Origin of the sequence: Aquirufa echingensis, from assembly GCF_042714525.1 — a bacterium.
In the GTDB taxonomy this organism is placed as follows: Bacteria; Bacteroidota; Bacteroidia; order Cytophagales; family Spirosomataceae; genus Aquirufa; species Aquirufa echingensis.
The window spans coordinates 109,307-124,667 of sequence record NZ_JBBKYA010000002.1 but is presented as its reverse complement, the minus strand read 5'-3'; the positions used below and the strand labels follow the sequence as shown (position 1 = coordinate 124,667).

Here is a 15,361-nt window from a genome sequence, read left to right as displayed (position 1 = left end):
CGCTTTTGCAAGCGTAGTTTTGGAAAAAATAAAAAAGCAACATGTACAAACACGTATCTTACCTTTGGGATGATGCCAAAGCAGCGGCACTCGCAGGGAATGAAGTCGACCTATTCATCTACCGTTCGAACATTTTAGGAGCGGATTTACGCATCACGAATTACGGCGGTGGAAATACCTCGGTGAAATTACAAGACAAAGACCCGTTGACAGGTTCGGAAACGGAAGTGATGTGGATCAAAGGCTCCGGTGGCGATATCGGGACCTTGAAGAAGTCAGGCTGTGCCGCTTTGTACGTGGATCGCTTACGTTCGTTGACAAATGTTTACCGCGGTTTGGAACACGAAGATGAGATGGTTGAATTATTCAATCATTGCATTTTTGATTTGTCATCCAAAGCCCCGTCCATCGATACACCATTGCACGGATTTTTACCTTTCAAGCACATCGATCACTTGCATCCTGATGCGGCCATTGCGATTGCGGCATCAAAAGATGGTGAGCAAATTACCAAAGACTTGTTCGGTGGATTAATTGGCTGGGTGGGCTGGCAACGTCCTGGCTTTGACCTTGGCCTGCAATTAAAAGCTTGTTTGGACGAGGCAGCTTCACGCGGTGTCCAATTACGTGGCATCATGTTGGGCTCGCACGGTTTATTTACCTGGGGCGACACTTCTTACGAGTGTTATGTTAACACCCTCGAGGTCATTGAAAAATGTGCGGAATACATTGAATCGAAAACCAAAACGGTTTTTGGCGGTGCGCGCATGTCATCGTTTTCTGCTGAAGAAAGAGCCGCTAAGGCAGCAGCGTTAGCACCCATTTTACGTGGATTTTGTTCGTCACATGTGCAGATGGTGGGTCATTTCTCCGACGATGAGCGTGTCTTGCAATTCATCAATTCGAATGATTTAGATCGTTTGGCACCTTTAGGAACCTCTTGCCCAGATCACTTCTTGCGGACGAAAATTTCGCCATTGGTGTTAGGTTCGGATGTTTCCGTGGAGGCCTTGACGCCTTTATTTGAGGATTACCGCATCATGTACGGATCTTATTACGATTCTTGCAAACATGCGAATTCCCCAGCGATGCGTGATCCAAATCCAGTGGTGATTTTATATCCGGGTGTGGGGATGTTTACCTTTGCCAAAGACAAACAAACGGCTCGCGTTGCCGCCGAGTTTTATACGAATGCAATCAACGTAATGCGCGGAGCGGAGGCGATTTCGTCTTATACTTCCTTGCCTCGTCAAGAAGCTTTTGATATTGAATATTGGTTGTTGGAAGAAGCCAAACTCCAACGCATGCCGAAGCCCAAAGCTTTATCTGGCCGTATCGCATTTGTGACTGGATCGGGTGGGGGAATCGGTAAGGCGATTGCCAAAAAAATGGCTCAAGAAGGTGCTTGCGTGATTTTAAATGACGTGAACGCGGATCGTTTAGCAGAGGCGAAAGCAGAGTTTGTGAGCTTGTTCGGGAAAGATGTGGTATCTACGGTCATTGCTGATGTAACGAATCAGGAATCCATTGAGGCGGCGATGAAGCAGGCTTGCTTGGATTTTGGTGGGGTGGATTTAATCGTGAATAATGCGGGGATCTCGATTTCGAAAGGGATTTTGGAGCATACGCAGGCCGACTGGGATAAGTTATATGACATTTTAGTGAAGGGACAATACTTGGTTTCGCAAGCGGCAATTGCTGTGATGCGCAAGCAGGGATTGGGTGGCGACATCGTGAACATCGTGTCGAAGAATGCTTTTGTTGCAGGACCGAACAATGTAGGTTATGGTTCAGCCAAAGCAGCTCAGGCGCACATGACCCGTTTGTTAGCCGCGGAATTAGGACCGGATCATATCCGTGTAAATTCTGTTAACCCAGATGCGGTGATCGCAGATTCCAATATCTGGGCTGGTGGCTGGGCCGAAGGTCGTGCAAAAGCCTATGGCATCACGGTAGCTGAATTACCCGCATATTACGCGAAACGTACCCTTTTGAACGAATCTATTTTGCCAGATGATATTGCCAACGCATGTTTTGCATTCGTAGGAGGCTTATTAAATAAGTCGACCGGAAATGCGTTAAATGTAGATGGTGGTGTAGCTGCAGGATTTTTAAGATAAGAAGCATGAATATTTCAAATCACAACGAGGCACTTTTAGCCCAACATACCCGCCGACTGGATTTCTTGAAATCTGAGGTGAACTTGCCTTCCGGCATTTTGCAGAAATTAAAAGATTTTCAAATCGCGATTCCTTCATGGGCTTTAGGCACGGGAGGAACCCGTTTTGGCCGCTTTTCTGGCGGAGGCGAACCGCGTAATTTGGAAGAAAAAATCGCGGATGTGGGTTTATTGCATGCCTTAAATCAGTCTTCAGGTGCGATTTCTTTGCACATTCCTTGGGATATTCCTACGGATCCTGCGGCGATTCGCACGTTGGCTGCCCAACACGGTTTGGCATTCGATGCCGTGAATTCAAATACTTTTCAGGATCAAACGGATCAAGCACATTCGTATAAATTTGGCTCTTTGCAACATGTTTCTGCGGCGACTCGGAAACAAGCGATTGATCACAACATTGAAGTGATTAAGCAAGGTGTCTCGCTTGGATCGAAGGCATTGACTGTTTGGTTATCGGATGGTTCTTGTTTTCCAGGCCAATTAAACTTCCGTCACGCCTATGAGCGCACGGTGGATAGTTTGCGGGAGATTTATGCGGCGCTACCAGCCGACTGGTCTTTGTATTTGGAATACAAGGCTTACGAGCCGAACTTCTATTCAACTACTGTGGGAGATTGGGGTGCATCGTATTCGATGGTAAATAAATTAGGGCCACAGGCAAAAACTTTGGTCGATTTAGGGCACCATTTGCCGAATGCCAACATCGAGCAAATCGTTTCCATTCTCTTGATGGAAGGTAAATTGGGTGGTTTCCACTTCAATGATTCGAAATACGGCGATGATGATTTGACGGCAGGTTCGATTAAACCGTATCAATTGTTCTTGATCTTCAATGAATTGGTAGACGGAATGGATGCCAAAGGAATGAATCATGCCAAAGATTTAGGTTGGATGATCGACGCTTCACACAATGTGAAGGATCCTCTGGAAGATTTATTGCAATCGGTGGAAGCCATTCAAATTGCCTATGCGCAAGCTTTATTGGTGGACCGCGCAGCCTTAGAAACAGCTCGTGAAGCGAATGATGTAGTTCGTTGTCAAGAAATATTGCAGGCCGTTTTCCGTACGGATGTGCGCGCATTAGTGGCGCAAGCACGTTTGGAATTAGGTGGAGCTTTGGATCCGATCGCCTTGTTCCGTCAGGAGAAATTGCGTGATCATTTAATCAAGGCACGTGGAGCAAAAACGGTAGCGACAGGATTGTAAAATGAGTTTGAGGACGCCAGTAATCGCCGTATTTGATATCGGGAAGACCAATAAAAAGGTCTTTCTGTGGAATACTGCATTTGAGATCGTGTTCGAGAAACAGCAGAGTTTTGCGGAGATTGTGGACGAAGATGGATTTGCCTGTGAGGATTTAGCGGCGCTCCAGCAATGGATCATATCGACATTTACAGAGATTTGCCAAATGCCCGAATTCGAACTCATCGGATTGAATTTCTCGGCCTATGGTGCGTCGTTTGTTTATGTAGATCGCATGGGAGAACCCGTGGCGCCTTTGTATAATTATTTGAAACCTGCAACTGTGCCATTTCCCTATGCGGATTTTGGCGGTGAATCGGAGTTTGCTCGCAAAACGGCATCACCCATCTTGGGGAATTTGAATTCGGGATTGCAGGTGTATGCTGCTCAATTCAAAGCATTTTGGCCTGAGGTTCACCAGGCCTTACATTTCCCTAATTACCTAGCTTCATTATTCACAGGAAAATTTTTTTCTGAGATCACGTCCATCGGTTGCCATACGGCGCTTTGGGATTTTGATTTAGGTCAGTATCATCCCTGGGTTTCAGCTATCGAGGATCGCTTGGCACCCATTTCTGAAGTAGCTTTTGACAAAATTGATGGTATTCATTACGGTATGGGATTGCATGATTCATCGGCCGCTTTGGTTCCCTATTTGCGGAGTATTTCGGAGGAATTTGTGCTTTTGTCGACGGGTACCTGGTGCATTGCCATGCATCCGTTCAATGATTCGCCCTTGACTTCTGACGAATTAGCGAATGATGTCTTGTGTTATTTACAGCCAAATGGAAAGCCCGTCAAAGCGTCTCGTTTGTTTGGGGGACATTTTCATGAGGAGCAAGTGGCTCGGATGGAAAAGCATTTTGGCGGTTCGTTCAAGGATTGTCGATTCAGTGATTCTGTTTATGAATTGAAACCGAGTGCTTCATCCGTTTTCGAATGTGCCTTTGCCTCGCGGAATTTTGCTGATTTTACAGATTTGGCTTCGGCATATGATCAATTCATGGTAGATTTGGTAGGCCAACAAATCTTTAGTTTGAACTTGCTGTTGAAAGATGCACCTGTCAAACAATTGCTTGTGGACGGTGGTTTTAGCAAGAACGAATGGTACATGCGCTTATTAGCGCGGGCCTTTCCAGGGCTGGAGGTTTATGCCGCGGAAGTTGCCCAAGCGAGTGCTTTAGGAGCGGCTTTGATGGTTTATGCGGGTGATACCCCAAAAGATTTAATTCAATTGAAACGATATTAGGATGCGCGTAGCCCTGTTTGTTCCTTGTTACATTGACCAATTCTACCCCCAAGTCGCGGTGGCGAGTTTAGAATTGTTGGAAAAACTGGGATGCGAAGTTGTTGTTCCCAAAGATCAAACTTGTTGCGGCCAACCGATGGCCAATTCCGGTTTTGCATCGTCCACAGCAGGTTGTGATACCAATTTTTCGAATAATTTTGAGGGATTTGATTACATCGTAGGACCTTCGGGTTCTTGCGTATTGCATTTGAAGGAGCATCATCCATCAGAGAAAATCAGGAATTCGGTTTACGAGATTTGTGAGTTTTTGACGGATGTACTTAATGTTTCTTCGTTAAATGCGTCGTTCCCTCACCGGGTAGGATTGCATCAAAGTTGCCATGGGCAGCGCGGTTTGCGCTTAAGTTCGATGTCGGAGCGCAATGAAAAACCCTTTTCCAAATTGCAAGATTTACTAAGTCTTGTAGATGGTGTCGAAGTGGTGATGCCGACTCGTGTAGATGAATGCTGCGGTTTTGGCGGAACGTTTTGTGTGACGGAAGAAGCCGTTTCGGTGAAGATGGGACAGGATCGAATCCGAGAACATGATGCGAATGGGGTGGAATACATTATAGGTGCGGATACTTCTTGTTTGATGCATTTGGAAGGGATTTTGCGCCGACAAGGTTCCAAAGTTCAGGTGAAACACATTGTCGAAATATTGAATCATGCATAGTCACGCGGAGGCTTCAGAGAAATTTATTGCGGATGCTGAGCGGACCGACTGGCATGATGAAACCTTGTGGTTTGTGCGTGCTAAGCGGGATAAGGCATCGAAAGTTTTACCCGAATGGGAAGCCTTGCGTGAACACGCTTCACAAATCAAAGATCATACCTTAGCGAATTTAGGAAGCTATTTGCAGGCCTTTGAAGCCAAAGCGCAAGCAAATGGTATTAAAGTACATTGGGCGAAAGACGCGGCGGAGCATAATGCCATTGTGCATGGAATTATTGCGGCACAGGGTTCACAATTGCTAGTTAAGAGTAAGTCCATGTTGACCGAAGAATGTCATTTGAACGATTATTTGGCCAAAAATGGTATTGAAGTCGTTGATACGGATTTAGGGGAACGCATCGTTCAATTCAGAAAAGAAGCTCCAAGTCACATTGTATTACCTGCAATCCACCTGAAAAAAGAGGATGTAGGGGAGACATTTCACCAGCATTTAGGTACCCCGAAAGGTAATAAAGATCCCCAGTTTTTAACGGAGGCGGCACGCCAACATCTTCGTGGGCATTTTCTCGCTTCAGAAGTGGCGATTACCGGTGTGAATTTTGCCGTGGCCGAAACAGGCGAATTCGTGGTGTGTACGAATGAGGGGAATGCAGATATGGGCGCGCATTTGGCGAAAGTACATATTGCCTGCATGGGGATAGAAAAGATTATTCCTAAACGAGCAGATTTAGCAGTGTTTTTACGATTACTTGCAAGAAGCGCCACGGGTCAATTAATCACGACGTATTCCTCGCATTTTCACCAACCGCGTCAGGGCCAGGAAATGCACATTGTGTTGTTGGATAACGGTAGGACGCGTCAGCTCGCTGACCCTAAATACAAGAATTCCTTGAAATGCATCCGCTGTGCGGCTTGTTTTAATACCTGTCCGGTGTATCGTAGGAGTGGGGGACATAGTTATCACCAACCGGTGGCTGGTCCTATTGGCTCCATTTTAGCCCCGAATATCGATAAAAAGGCCAATGCGGATTTGCCTTTTGCGAGTACGCTTTGCGGATCCTGTTCGAATGTATGTCCCGTGAAGATTAATATACATGAGCAATTGTGGTTTTGGCGGCAGGATTTGATGGCTGCCGGTTTAGCGCCGGTTAGCAAAACGATCGGAATGAAGCTGATGGCCTTTGTTTTAGCTAATCCTGTCTTGTATCTGTTAGGTGGATCACTAGTTCGCAAATTCGCACCTATCCTAAATACACGTTTAAATCCTTGGTACAAACAGCGGGAAATGCCTGTTGCGCCGAAGGAGAGTTTTCAAGAATGGTACCAAAAACGATGAGCGCAAGAGAAGAAATATTGGGGAAAATCGGTGCTCAGGAAACCGTGAAACATCCGGAAGCTTTTCAAGGAGCTTCTTCGGATTTTGATTTCAAAGCTTCCTTGGAAGTGGTGGGAGCACGCGTGGTGAGTCCTGAGGAATTAGAAGTTTTATTTCCTGGTCGGAGACGTTTTGACAAAACCATGGATGGCTTGAGTTTAGCTGACGTGGAAGTATTGGAAATTGATGGGGAGTTTGGCGTCGCGGAAAATGGGGCGATTTGGTTGACCGAAGAGGCGATGCCGCATCGGGTAGCGCCGTTTATTTGCCAACATTTAGTTATTAATGTTTCTGAAATTGTTCCTACGATGCATGCAGCATATGAGCGCTTGGGAGGAGTCAATTCGGGGTTTGGTTTGTTTTTAGCCGGTCCATCGAAGACCGCAGACATTGAGCAATCGCTCGTGATTGGTGCACATGGTGCGCGAAGTTTAACCGTCGTTATCAGAATTTGAACGCTGCCAGGGTCGTAGACTCCCTGGCAGCGTCAAATTTTCGAAGCGAAAGATACCCGTTTATTCGTTCAGGAACTTGATATTTTTTCGTGAAAGCTGATAATTTGGCTTGATTTGCTGTACTTTAACGGTGGTTTGAGGTGACGCTGCCGGGGTCGCAGACCCCGGCAGCGTCTATCCGAAAAATTTCCTATCTTGGGGACGAAAACCTATTCAATTATGTCAGTTTCCAGAAGAAAATTCCTCGGGCAATCCGTCCTATCCTTAGCGGCATTTAGCATCGTACCCCGCCATGTACTCGGGAAGGGCTTTATAGCTCCTTCAGACCAACTCACCAAAGCGATCATCGGTACCGGCGGCATGGGCCGCGGTCATATCCCCTATGCGGGTACACGCGTTGTCGCCTTATGTGATGTCGATAAGAAAAACCTCCAACTCGGCTTAGACAAAGTAGAGAAAGGGGTGAAGGCATTCTCCGATTACCGTGAGATGATTCAGCTCCCCGAAGTGGACATCGTTCACGTAGCTACTCCACCACATTGGCATGGCATTATGGCTGCAGATGCAGCACGTGCAGGAAAAGATGTTTGGTGTGAAAAACCAATGACTCGGACCATCGGGGAAGGACAGAAATTAAAAGAAGCGATTCAGCAGCATGGTCGAATTTTCCGACTAAACACCTGGTTCCGTTTTGAAGGCAATTTTTATGGATTGAATTGTCCCGTGAAACCCATGAAAAAATTAGTGGATTCGGGACTTTTGGGATGGCCTTTGAAATTCACCGTAAGCAAACACACGGGTTTCGATTGGAAATTTTACTGGGTGGGCAAAACGGATTTGACACCTCAACCTGTACCTCCTGAATTAGATTACGACGCTTGGCTCGGACCAGCGCCGTATAAACCTTATAACGTTCATCGGACCCACCAAACTTTCCGGGGCTATTGGGATTACGATGGGGGAGCCTTAGGCGACATGGGCCAACATTACATGGATCCGATTCAATATATGTTGGGCAAAGACAACGAAAGTCCCGTGTATGTCGAAGTGGATGCTCCAGTTCAAGACAAAGATGCCGTTGGAATTTTCAATCGAATCACCTACACCTATGCAGATGGATGCCAAATCGTTCTCGATGGCGAAGCCAAAGACGAGAAAGTAGCCTATATCGAAGGGCCAAAAGGAAAGTTATATCGCAATTTCAAGTCGGACATTCCTGATTTAGAACGCAAATTAGCGGAGTTTCCAGAGCCGCCGGCCCAACAAATGGACTTTGTGGACTCGGTGAAAAATAGGACGCAATTTGCCTTGAATGAGGAAAATGGCCATCGGTCATGTACGCTGATCAACATGGGTTTAATTGCGATGCGTTTGCACCGCAACCTTAAATTTGATCCCATTAAACAAGAATTCATCGGTGATCCTGAGGCGAATAGCCTGATCAATCAGCCGATGCGCGCACCTTATATCCTCTAAACATCATGAAATATTTAGTTTTATTATTAGTTAGTTGGCAAGCCCTCGCGCAATCAACTCGCGAGCAGCAATTGAATTTCCGCACAAAGGGTGCCACCTCAGAATTAAAAGCGGCTGCCTATGCTAGCAAAGGAATTTACGAACCCACGCAAGCGACAGAAGCCTTCATTTTGGCAAATGCCAAAAACATCACAGAGTTAAAAGCCTTTTTACGTGCAGATCTTCCGGAGGCAACGCAATGTCAAATCATTGGACTGATAGCCAAACAAGATGAAAGTATCTTGCTGGCGAAGTATCCAAATTCAAAACCACAAGTAAGCGCTTTTATTTTGAAGCAATTATTGGCTAAACCGCGAATCAATATCACGTTGAAATCCTGGGATGCAGCACATCAAAAAGCTTTCATTATCTCCGTTGGGACTTACAAAGCTGCGTGGGCTTTACCGCTTATTCAAAATTCGAATTTCAAAACGGAACAAATCATTGCTCAACTTCATGTGCAAGGAGCAAAGGGCTTGCCTGCTGTTTGGGATTTGCTGAAAACGAATCAAGTAGATGCGCAAAAAATCGCTGATTTCACGACGACATTAGCCGCGAATGCCTACCTTAAAAATCAATTATCTGGTTACGATCAAGCGTCAACAGCACAAAAAACGGTTTTGTTGACCTATGGTAGCGGTCGAAAATGGCCTGAGGTGAAATCATTGGTTTGGCGTGCGGTACAATCGAATCATCCGGAACGCGCTGCGGGCTTTGAGACTTTGGATAAATGGGTTGATTTAGCTGATTTTGACCTAATAGCAGAGAAATTATCCATTGCGCAATTACCCAATGAAGTAAAAGCGCTACAAAATTGCATGGCGCAATTGATCAAAAAGGACGGCACTCGCAATAGTAAAATCACGGCATTCGCTACATCAGCAAGTCAAAAATCGAATTGGGTTCCCTTCGTTCAAGAAGTGGCCAATTTGGATTGGTTGTATGCCTTAGGGAAGACGAATGAAGAGGCATTGCGCGCTTTTGTGCGGATTAATGGGAAAGCATTTGCGAATGTAGACCAACAAGTTTTGCGCTACCGAAATGCCTTGAGTATAACTCAGAACCTGGAAACACGTGAACAGATTTACAAGGGTTTGGCGAAATGCAATTCCTTGTCGGCCATGCGTACCTTATACCTTGGTTTAAAAGAACCGAATGTTAAGCAAATCGCTGTTGATGGATTAGCTGCTTTGTATGTTGCCAATCCGGAATTTCAGGGTACCATGACGAAAGAATGGACATTGGAAAATCAATGGCAAATCTCCGATGCCGCGATTCGTGATCAAGTGATGAAGAGCAATCCGGGCCGAGGATTTTATACGATGTATAATGGCATCGACTTACGCGGATGGAAAGGTTTGGTTGACAATCCTGTAAAACGCAGAAAGACTTCGGCAGATACTTTGGCCATGAAGCAAATCAAAGCTGATTCCATCATGCGCAAAGGCTGGTTGGCTCAAGGCGAAGAATTGCACTTCACAGGCCATGGCGATAATTTATGCTCGGTCAAAGATTACCAAGATTTTGAATTGACAATCGATTGGAAAATCGAAAAAGATGGAGATGCTGGACTTTATTTGCGCGGCTCACCACAAGTACAGATTTGGGACATAGCCCGAAAGAATGTTGGTGCGCAAGTGGGTTCAGGAGGTTTGTATAACAATCAAATCAATCCAAAGAATCCGTCGAAAGTGGCTGATAATCCAGTGGGCGAGTGGAATACCTTCCGAATCACCATGCGTGGAGAACGGGTTGCGGTTTATTTAAATGGGGAGTTGGTTGTGGATAATGTGATTTTGGAAAATTATTGGGATCGTAAAATTCCCATTTTCATCAAGGATGCGATTGAATTGCAGGCGCATGGAAATCACATTGTTTACCGTAATATTTATGTGAAGGAATTGACTCCACAGCCATCGTATAAGCCAGAAGAAGTAGGCTTTGAGCCTCTTTTCGACGGATCATCTTTGTTTAATTGGACCGGAAATACGACTGACTATTATCCAGTAAATGGCGAATTAATCATTGATCCGAAACGCGGTGGCAAAGGGAATTTATATACCAAAAAGGAATACGGTGATTTTCACATGAAGTTTGAATTCCAGTTGACGCCCGGCGCCAACAACGGCCTAGGCATTCGTACGCCTCTCGAAGGCGATGCTGCCTATGTGGGCATGGAATTGCAGATTTTGGATAATACCTCCCCGATATATGCCAAATTACAACCGTATCAATACCATGGTTCCGTGTATGGAATCATTCCTGCCAAGCAAGGATTCTTGAAGCCGGTAGGTGAATGGAATGAGGAAGAGGTAATCGCCGAGGGAAATCACATCAAAGTTATTTTAAACGGAGAAGTTATCACAGATGGCGACATTGTGCAGGCCATTAAAGACGGAACGCCGGATCATAAAGAACATCCAGGTTTGTTAAACAAAACAGGTCATATTGGGTTCTTAGGACATGGGTCTCCCTTGAAATTTAGGAACTTACGCATTAAGGAAATCACCAAAAAGAAAAAGTAGTCATGGCAATTACATTGACGATTAATCGAAAAAAAGTAAGCTTGGACATCGATTCCAACACACCACTTTTGTGGGCTTTGCGAGATCATGTGGGTTTGTTAGGAACCAAATTTGGATGTGGAATCGCCCAATGTGGCGCTTGTACCGTTTGGGTCAATGGCGAACCGATGCGCTCTTGTGTTTTGCCTATTTCCGCTGTTGGGAATGCGCAAATTACCACGATTGAAGGATTGGATCCTGCGGGTAAACACCCCATTCAGGAAGCTTGGGATGAATTAGATGTAGCCCAATGTGGTTATTGTCAAGCTGGTCAAATCATGACCGCTGCAGCTTTACTTAAGAAAAATCCACACCCTTCGAAACAAGAAATTGTTGATGGAATGGCTGGAAATATTTGTCGCTGTGGTACCTACCACCGCATTCAAGAAGCAGTTGCTTTAGCATCTAAAAAAGTCAAGAAATGAAAACTAGCCGTAGAAATTTTATCCAACAAACGGCACTCTTTACGAGTGTGTTTACCTTGGGATTCGATTGGTTTGAATCGAAGGGCGCTGCGATGGCAATTGCCAATGAGCCAGGAAGATTTAATGCATTTTTGAGCATTGATTCGACAGGAAAGATTCGTTTGTATTCACCTAATCCAGAAATTGGACAAGGCATTAAAACCGCATTTCCTGTTGTCGTGGCAGAAGAATTGGATGTGGATTGGAAGCATGTGGAAGTACTGCAAGCGAATTTAGATACGCAAAATTTTGAACGCCAAGTAACGGGTGGTTCAGGAGCATTGAAACATTCGTGGGAGCGTTTGCGTAAAGCGGGTGCAACGGTGCGCCAGATGATGATGCAAGCTGCAGCGAATCAATGGAAGGTAGACGTTAGTACATGTAAAACCTCCCAAGGTTTTGTGCTAGGACCTGCTGGTCAGAAAGCATCTTACGGTTCTTTGGCTGCTGAGGCTGCGAAAATACCTGTTCCCTCGACTGTCACCTACAAGGATCGGAAAGATTATAAGATCATTGGAACGCGTGTACGTGGCGTAGATAATCAAGCGATTGTGACGGGTAAACCCGTTTTTGGGATTGATATTCGTAAGCCCGATATGGTTTTTGCTCAGATTGTGAGACCGCCGTTTGGTGCGACTTTAAAGTCGTTTTCTGCCGACGATGTCAAGAAAATGCCGGGAATCATTGACGTCGTTTCATTTAAAAATAAGGTTGCTATTGTTGGTACAAGTACCTATGAAATTATGCAGGCACGTCAAAATTTGACGTGTTCTTATGGCTCAGAGGCTCTTTTGGAGAGTAATGAGACACATCAAGCCTGGTTTGATGCGGGAATGAAATCGGATAAAGCAACGGTCCAACGGAAGGATGGGGATTTTGCGAATGCTATTTCAGAAGCTGCCAAAGTGATTGAAGCGACTTACGAATGTCCTTTCATCTCACATAGCCCGATGGAGCCGATGAACTTTTTCGCGGATGTCAAGCCGGGTTCGGTTTTATTGGCAGGACCTACGCAAGTGCCCCAACCGGCGCAAAAAGCCGTAGCTACTTTATTAGGTGTTCCCGAAAATACGATTCAAGTGGAGCTGAGTAAAATGGGCGGAGGCTTCGGACGGCGCTTAAGTAATGATTTCGCCTTAGAAGCCGCAGAATTGTCGAGTATCATTAAAAAGCCTGTTTTGGTCATGTGGACGCGGGAGGATGATATGGGTGGTGGTACGTACCGACCAGCCGTACGTTATCATTTCAAAGCGGGTATTGATGCCAAAGGAAATATAACGGCATTTTATTTGCGTGGCGTAGGCTTGAATGCAGGAAATTCGACTCGCCAAGATAATTTCCCGGTAGGTGCCATTGACCATGTGTTGATTGAGTCTGTTGATCAAAAATCAGCTGTGACGACGGGACCTTGGCGCGCGCCGATTACCAATTTCTTGGGTTTTGCGGAGCAAGCATTTTTAGATGAGGTAGCCGAAGCAGCCGGAAAAGATCCCATTCAACTGCGCTTGGATTTATTGGCACGCGTGAAATCCAATCCTGTGGGCAAGATTACCTATGAACCTGATCGTTTTGCTGAGGTGATTCGTCAAGTAGCTGAGAAGTCGGGCTGGAAGAAAAAACCAGGTGTCCACCAAGGATTTAGTGTCTACTATTCGCATTTCTCTTATGTGGCTCAGGTCGCTGAGGTGCAGGTGAAGAACGGAAAGCCGCAAGTGACGCAGGTAACTGCCGTGACGGATTGTGGTGAGGTGGTTAATCTAAGTGGGGCAGAAAATCAGGTGAAAGGTGCTATCATCGATGGGATGGGACATGCGATGTTTGCCAAACTAAATATTCAAGCAGGAGTGACAAGTCCAACGAATTTTAATGCCTATCGAATGATACGAGGTAATGAAGTTCCCAAAATAGATGCGTACTTTGTGGATAATGGAATTAGTCCAACGGGACTAGGGGAACCCGCATTGCCGCCAACGGGTGGTTCGATTGCGAATGCAATTTATGCGGCTACTAAAAAACGATTCTACAAACAACCCTTTTATTGATGGCAAATCCCAAAGTTCAATATTTAGATAATTTAAGAGTCACGGCAACGCTAGCTGTATTGCTGATTCATTCGGCTGCGAATGTCTTATTGAGCTTTGGGAAAACGCCTGATTCTGCTTGGTGGTTCGCGAATTTGTATAATGGAGGATTTCGCTATGCGGTGCCCATTTTCGTGATGTTATCAGGTGCATTGTTATTGCCACGCGAAGAGGAAATAGGCTCGTTTTTCAAGAAGAGTTTTCTTCGAATCATCGTTCCATTTTTATTTTACAATACGGTATTTGCGCTATTCAATTGGCAAGTTAGACTGGGTGGTCGGCCTGTTAGTCCTTCATGGATTTTCAAACAGTATTTTGAAGGAGCGTCCTATCATTTCTGGTACATCTATATGATTGTGGGTGTCTATTTGTTTATTCCAATTATAGGCGCATGGGTCAGAAAAGCATCTGAAAGCCATTTGCGATTCTTTTTAGGCATGTGGTTGGTGACTATCTTATTCGATAATCCACATTTTCCTGGACTGAGTTTGCCGGTTAAATTGCCCTACTTCACAGGCTATTTAGGTTATTTAGTTTTGGGCTATTACATAGCTAATCATACAGTTTCGCGTTTATTTGCATGGCTTTTGTTCGTATTAGGAACCTTGTGGACGATGGAAGGAACTTATTTACAATCGCTGGAAGATGGCAAGTTTTATGGCTTGTTATATGCGAATTTTTCGCCGAGTGTGGTGATGTCGACGGCAGGATTATTTATGTTGTTTAAAGCTTATGAGGGTACTATACCGGGAACAATCAGGTTGCGCGATTGGATTAGCTCCCATAGCTATGGAATTTATTTGGTACATATCATTGTGTTATTCTATCTGGTTAAGATTAAAATTTATGGTGCGATGTGGCATCCAAGTATAGGGATTCCTTTAACAGCGATTATCTGTTTGTTGATATCGAGTGTGATTGTTTGGCTTTTGCGTAGAATCCCCTTTGGGAAATATATCGCAGGTTAGAATTAATTTGTAACTTTAGGCCAAACTAGTTCGATGATATGAAAATTTACACGCTTGTAATCCTGTTTTTTGTTTCCTTTTCGAGTGTATTTGCACAAACTATTAGCTCATCAACGATTGCAGCTGGGGGAGGAACCCAACTAGTGAATGGTAAATATTTTTCTCATGTTATCGGTCAATCAAGTGTCGTTACAGGAACAAGTGTTCAGTCGGGTCTAACCATGCGTCAGGGCTTCAAACAGCCTAATTTGTTGGCCAAAAGTATCCAAAATTCCGGTTTAAAGATTCAGGTAGCTATCGAGAATCCAATTAGTTTTACCGTTTTCCCGAACCCTTTCAAAGATAAATTGCGCATTTCCTTTTCTGCGGAAAGCACGATGCCAACCTATGTTGCGATTTACGATATTGTGGGTAGTACCATGTGGCAAGCAACTTATCCTGAGAAGATTTCAGAAATTAATTTGACTGAGTTTCAAAATTTCCGACAAGGGAAATACATTCTTCACGTCTTGCAAAAGGGTAAACCGTTCGTTACCTCGATCGTAAAAGAATAA

At 44.9% G+C, this 15,361-nt stretch carries 12 protein-coding genes; all 12 read left to right on the top strand.

Features of this window, described 5'->3' with window-relative positions; translation table 11 throughout:
* Positions 1–41: 41 nt before the first annotated feature.
* On the top strand, positions 42–2,120 hold the full coding sequence (locus SKC38_RS03230) for a bifunctional aldolase/short-chain dehydrogenase (RefSeq protein ID WP_377975040.1): 2,079 nt from the start codon (positions 42–44) through the stop codon (positions 2,118–2,120).
* A 5-nt stretch (positions 2,121–2,125) separates the two neighbouring features.
* Positions 2,126–3,385, top strand: coding sequence for a sugar isomerase (locus tag SKC38_RS03225; protein WP_377975039.1), 1,260 nt, complete (start codon positions 2,126–2,128; stop codon positions 3,383–3,385).
* Between the two features lies 1 nt (position 3,386).
* Positions 3,387–4,670 (top strand): FGGY-family carbohydrate kinase, encoded by a 1,284-nt coding sequence (locus SKC38_RS03220; RefSeq protein ID WP_377975037.1) that lies wholly within the window; start codon positions 3,387–3,389, stop codon positions 4,668–4,670.
* Between the two features lies 1 nt (position 4,671).
* Positions 4,672–5,385, top strand: a complete 714-nt coding sequence (locus SKC38_RS03215) for a (Fe-S)-binding protein (RefSeq protein WP_377975035.1) — start codon at positions 4,672–4,674, stop codon at positions 5,383–5,385.
* Positions 5,378–6,721, top strand: coding sequence for a lactate utilization protein B (locus SKC38_RS03210; protein ID WP_377975034.1), 1,344 nt, complete (start codon positions 5,378–5,380; stop codon positions 6,719–6,721). The genes SKC38_RS03215 and SKC38_RS03210 overlap by 8 nt, the downstream gene beginning before the upstream one ends.
* Entirely contained in the window at positions 6,718–7,215 is a 498-nt protein-coding gene (locus SKC38_RS03205) for a LutC/YkgG family protein (RefSeq protein WP_377975032.1), read from the top strand. Before SKC38_RS03210 ends, SKC38_RS03205 begins: the two co-directional genes overlap by 4 nt.
* Before the next feature lie 219 nt (positions 7,216–7,434).
* Entirely contained in the window at positions 7,435–8,691 is a 1,257-nt protein-coding gene (locus SKC38_RS03200) for a Gfo/Idh/MocA family oxidoreductase (protein ID WP_377975030.1), read from the top strand.
* 5 nt (positions 8,692–8,696) lie between these two features.
* Entirely contained in the window at positions 8,697–11,255 is a 2,559-nt protein-coding gene (locus SKC38_RS03195) for a 3-keto-disaccharide hydrolase (RefSeq protein WP_377975028.1), read from the top strand.
* Between the two features lie 2 nt (positions 11,256–11,257).
* A complete protein-coding gene (locus SKC38_RS03190; RefSeq protein ID WP_377975026.1) occupies positions 11,258–11,719 on the top strand; it encodes a (2Fe-2S)-binding protein in 462 nt (153 codons plus the stop codon).
* Positions 11,716–13,800, top strand: coding sequence for a xanthine dehydrogenase family protein molybdopterin-binding subunit (locus SKC38_RS03185; protein ID WP_377975025.1), 2,085 nt, complete (start codon positions 11,716–11,718; stop codon positions 13,798–13,800). Before SKC38_RS03190 ends, SKC38_RS03185 begins: the two co-directional genes overlap by 4 nt.
* Entirely contained in the window at positions 13,800–14,807 is a 1,008-nt protein-coding gene (locus SKC38_RS03180) for an acyltransferase (protein WP_377975023.1), read from the top strand. Before SKC38_RS03185 ends, SKC38_RS03180 begins: the two co-directional genes overlap by 1 nt.
* A gap of 38 nt (positions 14,808–14,845) precedes the next feature.
* Positions 14,846–15,361, top strand: a complete 516-nt coding sequence (locus SKC38_RS03175) for a T9SS type A sorting domain-containing protein (RefSeq protein WP_377975021.1) — start codon at positions 14,846–14,848, stop codon at positions 15,359–15,361.